The organism is Kribbella sp. NBC_00662 (assembly GCF_041430295.1).
Taxonomy (GTDB): Bacteria; Actinomycetota; Actinomycetes; order Propionibacteriales; family Kribbellaceae; genus Kribbella.
In genome coordinates, this window is record NZ_CP109029.1 from 158,162 (window position 1) to 175,285 (window position 17,124).

Below are 17,124 nucleotides of genomic sequence, written 5' to 3' on the forward strand. Positions count from 1 at the left end.
GTCGACTGGGTACAGCTGATCATCGTCGTCGTCATCTTCGGCGGCGTGACCGTGATGGGCTTCATGGCGTCGCGCTGGCGCAGCGCCGGTCATCTGGACAACCTCGACGAGTGGGGTCTGGGCGGCCGGAGCTTCGGTACGTTCGTCACCTGGTTCCTGCTGGGCGGCGACCTGTACACGGCGTACACGTTCATCGCCGTACCCGCCGCGATGTACGCGACCGGTGCGATCAGCGGGTTCTTCGCCGTTCCGTACACGATCGTCGCCTATCCGATCGTGTTCGTCTTCATGGCCCGATTGTGGTCGGTCTCGCACCGGCACGGGTATGTGACTCCGGCCGACTTCGTCAGCGGCCGGTACGGCAGCAAGGCGTTGTCGCTGGCGGTTGCGGTGACGGGCATCCTCGCCCTGATGCCGTACATCGCGCTGCAGCTGGTCGGTATGCAGGCGGTCTTCGAGACGATGGGTCTCGGCGGCAACAACACGCTGGCCAAGGACCTGCCGCTGCTGATCGCGTTCGCCGTGCTGGCGGCGTACACGTACTCGTCCGGCCTGCGGGCGCCGGCGATGATCGCGTTCGTCAAGGACTTCCTGATCTACGTGGTGATCCTGGTCGCGATCTTCTACCTGCCGCATGTGCTCGGCGGCTGGGACTCGATCTTCGGTGCGGCCCAGGAGAAGATGGCGAAGACGAACCCGGCCACCGGCAAGCCGACCGGGTCGTTCATCCCCGGCAACGCGGGCTACGTGTCGTACTGGACGCTGGGTCTGGGCTCCGCGATGGCGCTGTTCATGTACCCGCACTCGGTGACCGCGGTGCTGTCGACGAAGACGCGGAACGTCGTACGGCGCAACGCGGCAATCCTCCCGGCGTACTCGCTGCTGCTGGGCCTGCTCGCCCTGCTCGGCTTCATGGCGATCAAGGCGAACGTGAACGTGAAGGGCCTGGACGGGCTGGCCAACCCGCAGCTGGCGATCCCGCGGCTGTTCGACCAGGAGTTCCCGTCCTGGTTCGCCGGGATCGCGTTCGCGGCGATCGCGGTCGGCGCGCTGGTACCGGCGGCGATCATGTCGATCGCGGCGGCGAACCTGTTCACGCGCAACATCTACCGCGCGTTCATCAAGCCGTCGGCGTCACCGGCCGAGGAGGCCAAGGTCTCCAAGCTGGCGTCGCTGCTGGTGAAGGTCGGCGCGCTGGTGTTCGTGCTCGCGATGGACAAGACGATCGCGCTGAACCTGCAACTCCTGGGCGGTATCTGGATCCTGCAGACGTTCCCGGCGATCGTGGTCGGTCTGTACACGCGCTGGTTCCACCGGTACGCGTTGCTGACCGGTTGGGCCGTGGCGATGGTGTTCGGCACGATCTCGGCGTACAACGTGGTGAACCCGGCGACCAAGAAGCACTTCGGCGGATCGCTGGCGAACATCCCGTTCACCAACACCCCGGCGTACATCGCGCTGACCGCGTTCGTGCTGAACGTGCTCATCGTGATCGTGCTGACGTTCGTGTTCCGGGCACTGAAGGTGCCGGACGGTCAGGACACCACGCACCCGACGGACTACCTCGCCGACCGCGGCGACCCGGGTGTGAAGGACCTGCCGGAGATCCTCGACGACGGCGGAGCAGCAACGGCGAAGTCCTGAGCTCAGGAGGTTGGCGGCGGTCCTTCGGGGCCGCCGTCACCTTTTGCAGCTAAGTCGACACGCTGCGAGGTCAGCTTGCCCGGTTTCGGGCCGCGGGTTCGGCAGAATCGCACACGTGCTGCTGGTCCTCCTCGTCATGGTGCTCGCTGCCGGGGCGGCGCTCGCGACCGGCGGCGGCTTCGGGCAGCTGGCGAACAACACGTTGACCGGCGTGCACTGGTTGGCCGCGGCAGCGATCGGGCAACTGCTCGGCTCGGCCTTCGGCGGAACCGTCTACCCGGTCGGGCTGATCGGGTCCGCGGTCTGCATCGCGGTCTTCCTGCGACTCAACGTGCGCCATCCCGGAGTCGGTCTGCTGGCGTTGGGGTTCTTCAGCAACGCGCTGGTCGTCGCGCTCAACGGCGCCATGCCGGTGTCGGTCGCGGCCCTCGCCCGGGCAGGCGTGGGCTCGGGTGTGGCGAGCGATCCACGGCACGAGTTGTCCGACGCCGCGACCCGCTTGCCTTGGCTCGGGGACGTCGTACCCGTGGCCCTTCCCGGGCTCGGTCAGGCCGTCAGCCCGGGCGACGTACTGATCGCCGCCGGCGCCGGCCTCCTGCTGTACGCCGGAATGGGCGCCTCGGGGCGGGTGCCCGCGACCACCGCCCCGGTCTGGGACGAACTGGAACCCTGCGCCGGAACCCCCGCGCTGCTGAGGCTGTCGCCCGAGGCCTGCTCAGAAGCGGAAGCCGCGCCCGATCACACGCCTGAGTGACTCGACCACAACCGGGTCGTACTCCGCGCCGATGCCCAGCCCGATCGACTCCATCGCCTTGTCCGGCGACTGCCCCGACCCTTCCCCCACAAGCTGCTCATAAGCCAGCGCGACATTCACGATCCCGCTCTCGACCGGGATGTCCGCGTTGTTGGCCCGCCCCTGCCGGTAGGGATCATTCGAGTGCCGGACGATCTCCGCAACGTGATCCAGCACCCCCGACCGCTCGATCACCGAAGCCCCGATCTCCGCAGCCCGCTGCCGCTCCTCCCGAGTCCGGAGCAACGAAGCCCCACCCGGACTGGGATCCGCCAACGCCAACTGCCCCACCCCGGACAACAACGCCGCATACTCCAACGCCTCCATCCGCCCCGGCGTCAACCCCAAGTCATTGCCGAGTGCAACAGCAAGCGTCGCCGTTCGCACATTCTGCCCAGGACTGCTGAACCCAGCGATCTCGGTGCTCCGAGCCATCGACCGAACGGTGGTGCGATAAGTTCGCTGTGCGGACGCATATCGCCGGAAAGCGAACTGCGTCAGCAGCAGCGGCACCACAACCAGCGGCACGGCCCACAGCCCGATCAGCGAAGCGCCTGCGGCCAGCAGGACACCTCCGAGAGCCATGGCCATACCGATCTGGCCCATGACCACCAGTTCGTCGCGAAGCGCAGCCGGAAACGGCACGCTGAGCCGTTCGGTGGCTTGGCCCGCTCCGACCAGGGCGTCGATCACTCCGGCACTCAGCACTGCCAGCAACATCGCGAGCAGCAACGGCACGGCGTGCTGCCAGGAGCGGTTCCAGTTCAGATCCTCCGGAACGACGGCCGCAAAGACCACAGCGGCACAGGCAACGGAGATGAACCGGCGATTCGCAACTACGAGGTCCGCGGACAGGCCGGCGATCGCGCGTGGCACCAAGCCTGCCAACGTCGCCAGCCAGGTCACTGCCATCACCTGGGTGACGTCGGGCGCCGTGTCGAGGGTGGACCCGCCGAGCATCGCGTAGGCGAGTGCGGCGCTGGTAGCGATCGGAGCCCGGTTCCGGCTCCCGTCGACGTTGAACTGCACCATTTCGCCAACCGCGATGAGCAGTCCGAACATCGCCACGAACGGCCAGTTGGTCACGCCACTGCGAAGCGTCATGAGCAGCGCCACCACACCGAGCACCATGCCCGCTCCGATGATCACGACGCCGCTGCCGAGCCCGCGCGCATCGTTGCCCACTCCCGACGCTGCGCTCATGCCGGACCCGCCGCGGATCCGGAAGCTCCGCCACCGCTGCCCAGGCTCATGTCGTCGTGGTCGACCGTGGCGTCGGCACTGTTGTCCGGAGCCGGCTGCTGCTCGGCGGCGGCCACCCAACCGCGGGTCCTGATGACATGGACGAACGCGTTGACGAGCGCTGGATCGAAGTGGGTCAGCCGATCCTGCTCGAGAATCGCAAGGGTCTCCTCCACGCTCCTCGCCGGTCGGTACGAGCGCGTCGAGGTCAGCGAGTCGAACGCGTCCACGATCCCGATGATCCTCGCGAAATAGGGAATGCTCGTGCCGCTGAGGCCGGCGGGGTAGCCGGTCCCGTCGTACTTCTCGTGGTGATGCAGAACCGCGGATTTGACCTCTTCCAGGAACGGGATGTTCCCGATCAGCTCGACACCACGCGCCGGGTGGAGGCGGATCGCGTCCATCTCGGAATCGTCCAGGCGGCCCGGCTTGCGGATGATCCTCGTCGGCACACCGACCTTCCCGACGTCGTGCAGCAGCCCGGCATGCTCGAGCGCCTGCTGCCGATCCGCCGACAGCCGCAGATGGCGGCCGAGCAGACCCACACCCTGACTGACCCGCTCCGAATGTCCGCGCGTATAGAGGTCCTTGGTCTCGATGACTTCGATGAACGCCCGCATCGCGGCGGCCTGCGCAGCTCGCTCGGCCTCGTCCTGAGTCAGCGCCCAGCGTGCAACGACCAAGGGCACCATCACGAGAAGTCCGGCCAGGATGCCCAGGCCACCGAGCCAGACCACGGCCATCAAGACCCCGAGCAATCCGTACCCGAGCATCGGCAGCGCAGTCGGCACGACAACTTCACGGATGAAGGAGATCACCACGGTGACGCCGCGCTCGAGACTGAGCACCATGCACATCAGCACGGCGTTGACCACCTGATGCACCACCCCGGCTGCCGTCACGCCGAGGATGGCCTGGAACGGGTGCGCGAAGACGCCGTCGCCAACGGGAGCGTCGAGCAGGATGTAGGTCAGGGCCCCGCCGCCGGCCGAAAGGATCCGCTGCGACGTGTTGTGGACGCGCTTCATCAGGGGCACGTCGCGCGGCTGCATCAGAGCGCCGATCCCGGCGACGACGACCGCTGCCGCCGGACCGGCGATGACGTAAACAGACATGGTCACGATGGATGCCAGCGTGGCACCACGAGCAGGACCATGACGAAAGCGAAGAGTGCTCGCGGCAAGCACGACTACACAGAGTTGAACGACTGTTGACCGATCGTTCAGTTGAAGCACTGCGTAGATCCACGCGGCGAGGGCGACCGCAGCGACGACCGTCACCAAAAGGCGCAACGCCGAACGATGGAGCGTCTTCGTCATCCCACGCCTTCAGGTCAGGGTCACCACTCCCAGTTGTCTCCATGCATGATAAGTCACCTCCGATCAGCGGCGTAGTCTTGAACTCGCTTCTCGGCGGGCTCAGGGGGGCAGACAGCGCTCTGCTGACTCGTATGAATTCTGCTCACGGGTATCGCGCCGAAACACTGTAAACCCAACCGTGACCCGCCCCGCGGACATGAGCAACTCGGCATGGTATGAGAGACTGTGACTCTTTGCAGTTGTTTCAAGGAGGCTTAGAAATGGGTAAGACCGGCCGGAAGCGTCGCGCACGCAAGAAGAAGGGCGCGAACCACGGCAAGCGCCCCAACGCTTGATCCCAGGCGGCTACAGACAGCGAGGACCCCGGAGAAATCCGGGGTCTTTGCGATTTGGTCACAGCTTTACAGCGGACCACCTTTGGCAGAGGTCTTGTATTCGGAGAGTCTCTGGCCGCATACCGAATGCTATCTTTCAAACGATCGTTGGACATTTTGACGGCTCGGCTTCTGTCGATCCGCACGCGCTGTGGATAACGTCGGCACGCCGTCGGCGGAGCCCTCTAGAGTTGGCACCGGAAGGTTTCCGGTACTGACCGTATCCAGCCCGGGTCGGAAGAAACAGGGAGGTGGCCGCGCTGTCCACGAGCCTGAGCGAACTGCTGCGGGCCTTCCGCACTCGGGCCGGTCTCACGCAGGCGGCCCTTGCAGAGCAGGCCGGTCTCAGCGAGCAGGCGATCAGCGTCCTCGAGCGCGGCACCCGCAGTCGACCCCGGATCGACACCGTCCGCGCCCTCACCAAAGCGCTTGACCTCGACGCCGACGAAGCCGAGCAGTTCCTTGCCGTTGCCCGTGGCAAGCGCACCGGCACCGGCGCGCCGACCCGGAGCGTCGGCGAGCCCCCCACCGCCAGTACGTCAACGGTGCCATGGCAACTACCTCCGGCCGCGCAGGACTTCACCGGCCGCGACGCCCAACTCGAAGCGATGCTCTCGGTGCTACGCAATCCCACCGGGACGGCAGCGGTCGGTCTGGTCGCAGTCACCGGCATGGGTGGCATCGGTAAGACGACACTGGCCGTTCAGGCCGCACACCGGCTGGTCGACAGCTACCCGGACGGTCATCTGTATCTGAATCTGCGTGGTTACGGTCCGGGTACACCGATGGCCGCCACCGACGCACTGCGCCAACTCTTACGGTCCCTGGGCGTGGACATCCAGCAGATTCCGGACCACGTCGACGAGGCCGCAGCACTGCTGCGATCGCAGCTGGCCGGACGACGTGTGATCCTGTTGCTCGACAACGCCGCCGACGCACAGCACGTCTTGCCGCTTTTGCCCGGCAGCCCTGGATCGTCTGCGATCATCACCAGTCGTGGCTCGCTGGCCATGCTGCCGGGCGCGCGTCAGGTGCACCTCGACGCGCTCTCCGAATCGGAGTCTGTCGAGCTCCTGACTGCCGTCATCGGCCGGACCCGGGTGGCCGCGGAACCGGATGCGGTCAAGGCCCTCGCCGCATACTCCGGCCGTCTGCCGCTGGCCGTCCGGCTCATCGGCGGCCGGTTGGCCACCCGGCCGACCTGGCCGATCCAGCACTTCGTGGATCTGCTGCACGACGAGGAGCGTCGCCTCGACAGCCTCGGTTCCGACGGGAGCGGAGTCCGTGCGAGCATCGCCAGCTCCGTACAGTTCCTCGAGTCGAGCGACCGCGACCTCGACCGCCAGGCTGCGCGAGCGCTCCCGTTGCTGAGCGTTCCGGACGGCTCCGACCTGGTGACGGCGGTTGCCGCAGCACTGCTTGACATCCCAACTCTGCAGGCTGACGCGATCCTCGAGTGTCTCGTCGACCTCAACCTGCTCGAGTCCGTTGCCCCAGCGCGCTATCGGCTTCACGACCTGATCCGTGCGTACGGCCGGGAGATCGCCGATCGGACACTGCGCCCGGCCGAACGTCACCAGGCTCTCGAGCGGATCCTCCGCTTTTACACGGCCATTGGATGGGCCGTCCAGTCGCTCACGCACTCGACGAGCCCACGACTGGCGTGGGCAACGGTCGGCGACGACCGTGTCCCGACCTTCAGCGACCGTGAACAAGCCCTGCGCTGGATGGATGCAGAGCAACGCAATCTCATGGACCGGGTCCGGCAGGCGAGGCAGTCGAGTTTGTCCGGCTCAGCCTTGTTTCCGGAGCTCGCCGCAGCCTTGTTCGGCTACCACGAGTCGCGCCGACGCTGGATCGAGATGCGCGAACTGGCCGAAGGAGCAGTCGAGCTCGCCGAACGGCACGGGCTGCGGGAAGTCGCGGCCTGGCTCCAGCACGACAGTGCGATCCCGGAGGCGGAGGACGGTGGCGTCGCGATCGCGATCGACCGGATCCTCATCGCGCTGACGAAGTTCCGGACGATCGGCGACCGTCTCGGCCAAGCACGCTGCTGTTCCTCACTCGCGTACCTGCTGGGAATGATCGGACGGCTCGACCAAGCCTTGGAGTACGGCGAGACGGCACTCGACCTGAGCCGCGCGATCGGAGACACCACGCTCGAGGGTGTCGCACTGACCGCGGTCGGAGCTCTGTACGACCGCACTGGTGACTTCCGGCGGGCAGACGCTTCGTTTGCCGAAGGCATCGCGCTGGCCGAGCGGGCCGGCGACACCCGCGCGGCCTTCAAACGGTATATCAACGCGGGCTTTGCACATCTGCAGGCGCGGCGCTACCAGGACGCGGTGCTGTCGGGGCTCCGAGGGCTGAGGATCGCCGAGCTGGCCAGCGACGCCACCTACCAGGGAGAAAGCCACCACCTACTCGCGATCGCACACGCCGCAACAGGAGACTTCGAAGCAGGCGCCAAGCACATCGCGGCAGGTCTCATTCTCGCGCGGACGACCCGCGATGTCGTCCGAGAAGGGCGGCTCTACGTCGAACTCGCCAGGATCGATGCCGCATCAGGTGAACGCTCTGCAGCCACCGCGCACCTCGAGGCTGCTATTGCACTTCTGCACAAGACATCGGAAGTTCACGAAGCCGACGCGCGCAATCTGCTCCAGGAACTAGAACGCGGCGGGACTTACAGCTACAAGCTCCCGGCCCACTCCATCTGACAGGCTCGGAGATTCAATCCGTGGTGGTGATGGTGGTTTCCACCTGGATTTGGGTCAGGCGGAGGAGGATTTTCTGGCGGAGGGCGTCGGGGGCGTGGTCGGAGCCGCAGGAGCGGTGGACCAGTTTCTTGACGCAGCGTTCCAGGTCGTATTCGTCCAGGCAGGGGGCGCACTCTTCGAGGTGCTGCCGGATCTCGTCGGAACTGGCGTCCTCGAGTTCGTTGTCGATGAAGACGTAGACCCGCTGCAGGATCTCTCCGCAGTCGACGTCGTGGTGCTCGCCGCAGCTCACGACTCCTCCTTCTCCGCATCTCCGCCGGTGCTGGACACCGACGCGGTCGCGTCGATGCTGTCGTCCGGGGCGGAAGCGTCCGTACTCTCGTCGTCCGCCGGGATCAGACCGCGATCCCGTGCGTAATCGCCCAGCAGGTCACGCAGCTGGCGCCGGCCGCGGTGCAGCCGCGACATGACGGTGCCGACCGGTGTGCCCATGATCTCGGCGATTTCCTTGTAGGCAAAGCCCTCGACATCGGCCAGGTAGACAGCCAGCCGGAAGTCCTCCGGGATCGACTGCAGGGCCGACTTGATGTCGGAATCGGGCAGGTGCTCGAGCGCGACCGCCTCGGCCGACTTCAGCCCACCGGGAGTGTGCGACTCGGCAGCGGTGAGCTGCCAGTCCTCGATCTCCTCGGTCGGCGACTGCGTCGGCTGACGCTGCCGCTTCCGGTAACCGTTGATGAAGGTATTGGTCAGGATCCGGTACAGCCACGCCTTGAGGTTGGTGCCCGGCGTGAACTGGTGGAACGAGCTGTACGCCTTCGCGAAGGTGTCCTGCACCAGGTCCTCGGCGTCCGACGGATTACGGGTCATCCGCATCGCCGCGGCGTACATCTGGTCCAGGAAAGGCAGCGCTTCGCGTTCGAACCGCGCGGTGCGCTGCTCGGGTGTCTCGGTCGTGGTGGGAGTCGGCATCGTGATCGAGAATACCGGTGTCTTCCCGGTACTCCGCTCCGGAGCCACTCTCGTCGCCATCATGTTCGTCACAACACGCCCGGTCGCGGGGCCATTCCCGTACTGCGGAGCGCGCCGCGGCCGACCGTTATCCGGACACTTCGCGGGTGACCCACTCGAACACGGCCTCGACCAGCAGGTCGTACGTCTCCTGCTGATCGAGCTCGGCCCGCTTCGGCACCTTGAACGAATGGTCCGCGTCCGGCACGACCGCCATCTCGGTCAGCGGCGGGAACTCCTCCGGCGTACCGAACGGGTCCCGCTCCCCCTGGACGACGAGCGTCGGCAACCCGGCCTGCTCCAGCTCGTCGACCCGTGACTTCTCCGGCTTCCCCGGCGCGTGCAACGGGAAGGACATCGCGAGTACGCCGGAAGCCCCCAGGCTGCTCGCGGTACGACAGGCCACTCGGGCGCCCGCGCTCCGGCCGCCGATCACCAGCGGCGTGCGCACCCGCAGCTGCCCGATGATCGCGATCCAGGCCTCGTCGAGCACCTTCGGGGCCGGCGCCAGCTTGCGACCGGCGCGACGCCAGGGCTGCTCGATCAGGAACACGTTCATGTCCTGCTTCGGCAGCCGGCCGGCCAGTGCGGCCAGGTCACCCGACTCGATCCCGGCCCCGGCGCCATGACCGAGGGCCAACGTCGCCACCGGCCGGCGGGCCCGGTACGCAACGATCCGGGCCTCCCCGTGCGGAGTCCCCACAATGCGTTCGTCGGTCACCCGCCCCATCCTGTCATCAGCGACCGGATTCGGTGGACAGGAAACTCAGAACAGCGTGGTCTCCTCAGGAGCGGCCGGCTTGTCGATCGGGTCGACGCCGTCCGGGGGTAGTGGATCGAGCAGGTGTGGGCCGTTGTTCTTGACCGAGCTGACCGCCTTCGAGACGGCGTACGCCTCGAGCCGGCCGGGTGCGGCCGGGACCAGCAGGTCGAGCAGATCGTCGGGGTCGGACGACAGCGGGTCGAGCCACGCGTCGTACCGCTCGCGCTCGACCAGGAGCGGCATCCGGTCGTGGATGCGGCCGAGGTCGTCGGTCGCCGAAGTCGTCAGGACGGTGCAGGTCCACAGCCAGGCGTCGTCGGAGTCCGGGTCCTCGACCGACTTGTCGCGCCAGATCTCGTACAGCCCGGCCATCGAGAGGATGCTGCCGTCCGGCGGGTGGATGAAGTACGGCTGCTTGACCGGCTTGCCGTTGACCTTCTCCTCGGCCGTGTACCACTCGTAGTACCCGTCGGCGGGCAGGATGCAGCGGCGGGTCTGGAACGCCTTCTTGAAGGCCGGCTTCTCCGCAACGGTCTCCATCCGGGCGTTGATCAGCCGGTTCCCGATCGAGGTGTCCTTGGCCCAGGACGGCACCAGGCCCCACTTGACCGTGGTCAGCTTGCGGATCGTCTGGTCCGGGACCTCGCGGTTCTTCCGCTCGACGACCGCGACCACCTGGTTGGTCGGCGCGACGTTGTAGTTCTCCCCGAGCTCCTCGACCGACTCACGCACGTTGCCCGCCTCGATCTCGAACTCCTCGACGAGATCGGACGGGGCCCGGCCGGACGCGTATCTACCGCACATACCGACAGCCTAGTAACCCCCTCGGACAAAACCAGCGTTTCATCACCAGATCTATATAGATGTGCCTATACTTGTCGCATGACCACAGGCAACGACGCCGTGGGCGAGGCCCTCTTCGGGCTCGCCGCCGTGGCGATCAGGCGGCGGGACCGCACCCTGAGCCTGACCGCCATCTCGGTGTTGTCGACGCTGGAGCGCACCGGCCCGCGCCGCCTGACCGACCTGGCCGTCAGCGAGGAGGTCACGCAGCCGTCGATGACGGCGCTCGTGACCCAGCTGACGAACCTCGGCCTCGCCGAGCGTCGCCGCTACCCCGGCGATGCCCGCGTGGTCCTGGTCGCCGTCACCGAGGCCGGGAGCCGGCAGCTCCGCGCGATCCGCTCCGCGGGTGCTTCGGCGCTGACCGAGCTGATCAGCAAGCTCGACGACCAGGACACCGAGGCGCTTGCCGCCGCCCTGCCCGCACTCCACCGCCTGATGGAGCTCGCCGGCGAAAGCCAGGACAGCCGTACCCCGTTGCCGAAGAGGTGACCAGATGAACCACGACGCCGAAGAGCGGCGCATCCAGCTCCGCCAGGAGAAGGCCCCCGGGACACCGGCCATCGTGGTCGGGATCGACGGGTCCGCCACGAGTTGGGACGCGTTCGCCTGGGCCGCCGGTGAAGCCGTCCGCACCCACGGCCACCTCGTCGCGGTCTACGTCATGCCGTACGCCGAGCCGACCGCCATCCTCGCCGCGCCGTACGCCTACGGTGCAGCCGCGAGCAGCCGCCAGGAGCTCGCCGACGAGATCAGAGCAGACGCAGTACGCCGAGCCGGCGAGGCCGGCGTACCGCTCAGCTTCGTGAGCGAGTACGGCGACGCCATCGGCACCCTGACCGAGATCGCCCGCACCGTCGACGCCCATCTCATCGTGGTCGGCCGGTCGGCGAAGCGCTGGCACCGCCTGACCGGCTCACTCGGCCACCGCCTGACCTGCCGCAAGGACGCCCCGGTCGTCGTGGTCGTTCCCTGATCGTCCGCTGATCGTCCACCGATCGTCCACTGACCGGCCCACCGGAGGGCCGCCTCCGGGTACGAGATATACTTAGCATTGCTAAGCATTCATCTCTGTGGGGAAGTGACCCGTGGTTTCAGGCGACAAGTCCGTACGCCGCTTCGCGGTCGAAAGCGACCATCCGCACTACAAATGGGTGGCGCTGTCCAACACGACGCTCGGCGTACTGATGGCGACAGTGAACTCGTCGATCGTGATCATCTCGCTGCCGGACATCTTTCGCGGTATCAAGCTCGACCCGCTCCGGCCGGGCAACGTCAGCTATCTGCTCTGGATGCTGATGGGATTCCTGGTCGTCACCGCCGTCCTCGTCGTGACGCTGGGCCGGCTCGGCGACATCTACGGCCGGGTGAAGATCTACAACCTGGGGTTCGCCGTGTTCACGGTGGGCTCGGTGGCGCTGGTGTTCGATCCACTGACGCAGAGCGGCGGCGCGCTCTGGCTGATCCTGTGGCGAGTCGTCCAAGGAGTCGGCGCCGCGATGCTGTTCGCGAACTCGGCGGCGATCCTGACCGACGCGTTCCCGGCGGATCGCCGCGGTTTCGCGCTCGGCATCAACCAGGTGGCCGCGATCGGCGGCTCGTTCATCGGGCTGATCGTCGGCGGCGTACTCGCGCCGGTCGACTGGCGGCTCGTCTTCTTCGTCTCCGTCCCGTTCGGCCTGCTCGGCACGGTCTGGTCGTACCGGAGCCTGCGCGAGACCAGCACCCGGTCCGCGGCGCGGATCGACTGGTGGGGCAACGCCCTGTTCGCGGTCGGGCTGACCGCGCTGCTGGTCGCGATCACGTACGGGATCCAGCCGTACGGCGGGCACACGATGGGCTGGACCAATCCGTGGGTGCTGTCCGGGCTGATCGGCGGCGTCGTACTGCTGGTCGTGTTCGGGGTGGTCGAGTCGCGGATCGCGGACCCGATGTTCGACATGTCGCTGTTCCGGATCCAGGCGTTCTCCGCGGGGAACCTGGCCGGCCTGCTGTCGTCGGTCAGCCGGGGCGGACTGCAGTTCATGCTGATCATCTGGCTGCAGGGCATCTGGCTGCCGCTGCACGGCTACAGCTTCTCGAGTACGCCGCTGTGGGCCGGCATCTATCTGTTGCCGCTGACCGTGGCGTTCCTGGTCGCGGGGCCGCTGTCCGGCTACTTCTCCGACCGCCTCGGCGCCCGCAGCCTCGCGACCGGCGGACTGATCCTGGTCACGTTGAGCTTCGTCGGCTTCATGGTGCTGCCGACCGACTTCAGCTACTGGGCCTTCGCCGGCCTGCTGGTCCTGAATGGCATCGGCTCGGGCCTGTTCTCCGCGCCGAACACCAGCGCCATCATGAGCAGCGTCCCGGCCAACCGCCGCGGCGCCGCGGCGGGGATGAGCGGCACGTTCCTGAACTCGGGTACGTCGCTGTCGATCGGCGTCTTCTTCACGATGATGATCGCCGGGCTCGCACAGACCCTCCCCCAAGCGCTGACCGACGGCCTCCGGGCCCACGGCGTACCCCAAGCCGTTGCCGCGGGCATCGGCAACCAACCTCCCGTCGGCAGTTTGTTCGCCGCCTTCCTCGGCTACAACCCGATCGGCACGGCACTGAACGCCGTCCCCCAATCAGCCATCAAGGGCGCCGACCTGGGCACGCTGACCAGCAAGCAGTTCTTCCCGCAACTGATCTCGGGCCCGTTCCACCACGGTCTGGTCATCGTGTTCGCGGTCGCCATCGGGATGTCACTGGTGGGCGCGGCCGCGTCCGTCTTCCGCGGCCCCCGCTACATCCACGCCGAACCAGACACCCTCCCAACACCCGCCAACGCGGTACCGGAGAGGCAACGCTCGGCCTGACCCCCACCACTCGGCGGGACACACCGCCGGACATGGATGAGCGACGGTGGATCGCCCACCCCGTGTTAGGCGATCCACCGTCGGACTGATGCGCCCGGCCGCCCCCCTGTTGGCGCCCGGACGCAGGTCTCAAGGTCTGGCGAGCTCGTCGAGCAACCTCCCGGCCATCTCGTCGGTGCCGGGCAGACCTTCGATCCAGATCCGGGCGAGCTGGGGTACGTCGGTGTCCAGCCGCCACTGCGTGATCAGGGCTCGTACCGTCGCGACCTGCTCCGGCAGGTTCGGCTCGCGGCCGACGAGCGCCGCCGCGCGGCGTGAGCCGACGCGACCCAGTACGTCACCGCCGCAGAAGACGATCCGCAGGCATTCCGCGACGTCGACGAGGCGGAGTTCACGGTCGAACGGCGACGTACCCGCGGGATTGAGCGGTTCGACAACCACCAGTGCATGGGTTTGCGGTACGGAAGTTCCACGGAACTCCGCCTCTCGATAGAGCTCTCCCAGCCGGGACCGCAGATGCGCCAGGCTGGACAGCCCGGTCAGCGGGTCCTCGCAGGACAGCGAGTGCAGGTAGACGAGTGATGCCTCGGCCCAGCTGGAACTGAGTGCGCGTACCGCTTCGAAAGCCGGCTCGCCCCCGGCGATCGAGCGGTACAACGCACTCAGCCCATCAAGTGCCTCCACCAGCGAGACTCCGTCGGTCGCCAATCGGCGACCGACCTCGTCCGATGCAGGCACGACATCGGCCCCGTCCTGTAGCGCCTCGGCGATCGCGAGATAGGCGCTGTGGTCGGTGCCAGCTGTGCCGTGCGGATCCCTCCCACCGCACGGTTGCTCCCCCGAGCTTGTGATGGACGACGCTTCCGGCCGGGTCCGGGCGGGCGACCCCGCCAGGTTCAGGGACTTGGCCGGACGCAGGTCGAACCGTCTGCGGATGTCCGCGAACAGCGACATGGCCCTCCTCGAAACAGCCCCGTCAGTCTCCCGACCGGTCGGCCGGAAGCGTCGTACGCCGAAGAGACAGACCGTGACGCGGTTCATGACGCGGATTCCCAGAACTTTTTTCGCGTAACTTCTGTGCTGGCGATCTCGTCAGAGAAGGAGCACCATTCCGCGTCAGGAATGGTGCGCGAATCCGTCTCACGTGGGAGCCTTGTCTCCGGCAACTAAGTGACGGACCGTCACGTTGCTGCACTGACAGTCAGAACCCACGGGGAGATCGATGGACACGCCGCCAGGGCAGCCGGACGTCGCCGGCGACGCCGAACTGATCGCGCGCGTCCGCAACGGCGACCTCGAGGCGTACGGCGAGCTCTACGCGCGGCACCACCACGCCGCCGAGCGGATGGCGCGCCAGCTCGTCCCGGCCAACGACGCCGACGATCTGGCCAGTGACGCGTTCGCCAAGGTCCTGGACGCGCTCCGGGCCGGCGGCGGTCCGGACATCTCCTTCCGCGCCTACTTGCTGACGACGGTACGGCGGGTGCACGTCGACCGGATCCGCTCCGGCAAGAAGGTGCAGTCCACCGACGACATCGCGTCGTACGAGCGGGAGCCGGAGACGTTCGACGACCCGACCGTCACCGGCTTCGAGAGCGGCGCGGCGGCGAAGGCGTTCGCCAGCCTGCCCGAGCGTTGGCAGGCCGTCCTCTGGCACACCGAGGTCGAAGGTGAGAAGCCGGCCGCGATCGCTCCCCTGCTCGGCCTGACCGCGAACGGCGTGTCCGCGCTGGCCTACCGGGCCCGTGAGGGTCTGCGCCAGGCGTACCTGCAGCAGCACCTCGCCGACGTCGCCGGCGACCGGTGCCGTTGGACGACCGAGCGCCTCGGCGCCTACGTCCGCGGCGGCCTGACCAAGCGCGAGAACCGGAACGTCCGCGAGCACCTGGACGACTGCGCGAAGTGCACCGCGGTGTACCTCGAGCTCGTCGAGGTCAACAGCGCGCTGCCGGCGCTGCTCGCCCCGGCCCTGCTCGGCACGGCCGGCCTCGGCTACCTGGCCGCCGCGTCCGGCGCGAAGGTCGGCCTGGTCGGCTTCGTCGTCACCGGCTGGAAGAAGGTCACCGAGAACAGCACGCGTACTGCGGTCGGCGCCGGCGCGGTCGTGGTCGTCGCGATCGCCGCCGTACTCGCGGCCATGGCGCTGACCGGTAACGACACGCCCCAGGCGGCGATCGACAAGCCGCCGACGCAGCAACCGACCCAGCCGCCGGGACAGAAGCCGACCGTCCCGCCGGTCGTGCCACCGTCGGTGAGCCCGCCGTCGACCAAACCGCCCGCGTCCAACCCGACGACGGCGCCGACCACGGCCCCCACGACCGCGCCGACCACAGCGCCGACGCAACCGAGCGCGACGCCGACAGCGACCACACCGGTCCCGACGACGCCCACTCCGACGCCGACGACGCCGCCCCCGACCACTCCGGTGCTCGACGAGGCACTGGTGACGATCAGCATGCCCAGCGGCGGCGGCAGCCCGGCCAACCGCGAGACCGCCGGCGCGGCCAGCGGGATCCGGTTCGTGATCACGATCAAGACCCCGGCCGCGAACGCGAACCCGGTGGTGGTCGGGCTCAAGTACGGCACGGAGCTGGACTGGCCCCTCAACGGCAACCCGCCGGGCTGGAGCTGCAACCCGACGGCCGGCACGTGTACGGCGAGCAACCCGGCCGCACCGGCACCGCTGCCCGCGACCTTCGACGCACCGACCGGCGGAGCGGCCGCGGACCGCACCTTCACCGTCTCGGCCAAGACCGGCCGGCTGTACGACGACGACTCGGCCACCGTGCAGGCCCAACCGAGCACCGACGAGAACCTGCTGAAGATCCTCGACGGCAAGGCCGACCCGGACGTCCACCACCGGATCATCACCGTTGCCCCGCGCACCGACCGGACCAAGGTGACGCTGAAGCTCAGCTACGGCTCGGAGCTCGAGTGGCCGATCGCCGCGAACCCGGCCGGCTGGAAGTGCTCGTCGTCGACCAAGACGTGTACGGCGCTGAACCCCGACCGTCCCGCATCGCTGCCGGCGAACTTCGACGTACCCGACGACTCGTCGAACGCGGCGCGGACGTTCACGGTGGCCGCGACGGCCGACCTGGTCAGCGACACCGACTCCGAGGTGCTGCCGGCCGTCCAGCAGGACGAGTCGCTGCTGCAGATCCTGACGCCGACGCCGCAGACCGATCCGAACCCGTTCGTCTACAACCGGTTCCTGCAGGTCAACGGCGCCACCGGGCGGAAGGTGACCCTGGACATCTCGTGGGGCCGCAACCTGGTGTTCCTGCCGTCGTGGGCCAACGGCTGGACCTGTGACCGGACCAGTGACATCCGGCGCGCGACCTGCTGGACGAACAACTACAAGAAGCCGCTCAACTCGGAGTGGAACGCGTGGCTGCCCGGCACCGGGTCGAACAACGCGCTCACCGTCCACGCCCGGGTCGGCGGTCGCGAGGACACCGACAGCGTCCAGATCCCGCCCACGTCGTCCCGGCGGTAAAAGTCGGTTGCCGGGTCCCCTATCCTGGAACTGTTCGCGCTGACGGAACCGAGTAGCGCCGTACACCACGTTC

General features: G+C 67.7%; 15 protein-coding genes. 8 read left to right on the plus strand and 7 right to left on the minus strand.

What is annotated here, in order from left to right; genetic code table 11:
- Positions 1-54: 54 nt before the first annotated feature.
- Together mctP and OHA10_RS00795 are read left to right on the plus strand one after the other, a co-directional pair.
- On the plus strand, positions 55-1,644 hold the full coding sequence (mctP, locus tag OHA10_RS00790; RefSeq protein ID WP_371407891.1) for a monocarboxylate uptake permease MctP: 1,590 nt from the start codon (positions 55-57) through the stop codon (positions 1,642-1,644).
- A gap of 115 nt (positions 1,645-1,759) precedes the next feature.
- Positions 1,760-2,398: a DUF5317 domain-containing protein gene (locus tag OHA10_RS00795; RefSeq protein WP_371404213.1), complete on the plus strand. Its 639-nt coding sequence runs from the start codon at positions 1,760-1,762 to the stop codon at positions 2,396-2,398.
- Here the strand turns inward: OHA10_RS00795 and OHA10_RS00800 are convergent.
- On the minus strand, positions 2,360-3,640 hold the full coding sequence (locus OHA10_RS00800) for an HD-GYP domain-containing protein (RefSeq protein ID WP_371404215.1): 1,281 nt from the start codon (positions 3,638-3,640) through the stop codon (positions 2,360-2,362). The two genes, OHA10_RS00795 and OHA10_RS00800, sit on opposite strands and share 39 nt — an antisense overlap.
- Positions 3,637-4,794 (minus strand): HD-GYP domain-containing protein, encoded by a 1,158-nt coding sequence (locus OHA10_RS00805; protein WP_371407892.1) that lies wholly within the window; start codon positions 4,792-4,794, stop codon positions 3,637-3,639. Before OHA10_RS00805 ends, OHA10_RS00800 begins: the two co-directional genes overlap by 4 nt.
- Before the next feature lie 464 nt (positions 4,795-5,258).
- Here OHA10_RS00805 and OHA10_RS00810 point away from each other — a divergent pair, with 464 nt between their 5' ends.
- Positions 5,259-5,333 carry a 50S ribosomal protein bL37 gene (locus tag OHA10_RS00810; protein WP_369759046.1) on the plus strand — a complete coding sequence of 25 codons (75 nt, stop codon included), beginning with the start codon at positions 5,259-5,261 and terminating at the stop codon, positions 5,331-5,333.
- A gap of 290 nt (positions 5,334-5,623) precedes the next feature.
- Positions 5,624-8,092: a helix-turn-helix domain-containing protein gene (locus OHA10_RS00815; RefSeq protein ID WP_371404216.1), complete on the plus strand. Its 2,469-nt coding sequence runs from the start codon at positions 5,624-5,626 to the stop codon at positions 8,090-8,092.
- A gap of 13 nt (positions 8,093-8,105) precedes the next feature.
- On the opposite strand, the gene rsrA is transcribed toward OHA10_RS00815, so the two are convergent.
- The 4 genes from rsrA to OHA10_RS00835 all read right to left on the minus strand — a co-directional run bounded on the left by rsrA (position 8,106) and on the right by OHA10_RS00835 (position 10,670).
- Positions 8,106-8,384: a mycothiol system anti-sigma-R factor gene (gene rsrA / locus OHA10_RS00820; RefSeq protein ID WP_130439634.1), complete on the minus strand. Its 279-nt coding sequence runs from the start codon at positions 8,382-8,384 to the stop codon at positions 8,106-8,108.
- Positions 8,381-9,064, minus strand: a complete 684-nt coding sequence (locus OHA10_RS00825) for a sigma-70 family RNA polymerase sigma factor (protein ID WP_371404217.1) — start codon at positions 9,062-9,064, stop codon at positions 8,381-8,383. Before OHA10_RS00825 ends, rsrA begins: the two co-directional genes overlap by 4 nt.
- A gap of 127 nt (positions 9,065-9,191) precedes the next feature.
- Positions 9,192-9,833 carry an alpha/beta family hydrolase gene (locus OHA10_RS00830; RefSeq protein WP_371404218.1) on the minus strand — a complete coding sequence of 214 codons (642 nt, stop codon included), beginning with the start codon at positions 9,831-9,833 and terminating at the stop codon, positions 9,192-9,194.
- 36 nt (positions 9,834-9,869) lie between these two features.
- Positions 9,870-10,670: an SOS response-associated peptidase gene (locus OHA10_RS00835; protein ID WP_371404219.1), complete on the minus strand. Its 801-nt coding sequence runs from the start codon at positions 10,668-10,670 to the stop codon at positions 9,870-9,872.
- A gap of 78 nt (positions 10,671-10,748) precedes the next feature.
- On the opposite strand from OHA10_RS00835, the gene OHA10_RS00840 reads away from it, so the two are divergent.
- The 3 genes from OHA10_RS00840 (at position 10,749) to OHA10_RS00850 (ending at position 13,552) form a co-directional block, all read left to right on the plus strand.
- Positions 10,749-11,201 carry a MarR family winged helix-turn-helix transcriptional regulator gene (locus OHA10_RS00840; protein WP_371404220.1) on the plus strand — a complete coding sequence of 151 codons (453 nt, stop codon included), beginning with the start codon at positions 10,749-10,751 and terminating at the stop codon, positions 11,199-11,201.
- A gap of 4 nt (positions 11,202-11,205) precedes the next feature.
- Complete coding sequence (locus OHA10_RS00845) at positions 11,206-11,685, plus strand: universal stress protein (RefSeq protein ID WP_371404221.1); 480 nt, start codon at positions 11,206-11,208, stop codon at positions 11,683-11,685.
- A gap of 112 nt (positions 11,686-11,797) precedes the next feature.
- Entirely contained in the window at positions 11,798-13,552 is a 1,755-nt protein-coding gene (locus OHA10_RS00850; protein WP_371404222.1) for an MFS transporter, read from the plus strand.
- A 129-nt stretch (positions 13,553-13,681) separates the two neighbouring features.
- Here the strand turns inward: OHA10_RS00850 and OHA10_RS00855 are convergent, their stop codons facing one another.
- Positions 13,682-14,506 (minus strand): hypothetical protein, encoded by an 825-nt coding sequence (locus tag OHA10_RS00855; RefSeq protein WP_371404223.1) that lies wholly within the window; start codon positions 14,504-14,506, stop codon positions 13,682-13,684.
- Between the two features lie 268 nt (positions 14,507-14,774).
- Between OHA10_RS00855 and OHA10_RS00860 the strand changes: the two genes are divergently transcribed.
- Positions 14,775-17,051: a sigma-70 family RNA polymerase sigma factor gene (locus OHA10_RS00860; RefSeq protein ID WP_371404224.1), complete on the plus strand. Its 2,277-nt coding sequence runs from the start codon at positions 14,775-14,777 to the stop codon at positions 17,049-17,051.
- Positions 17,052-17,124 lie beyond the last annotated feature (73 nt).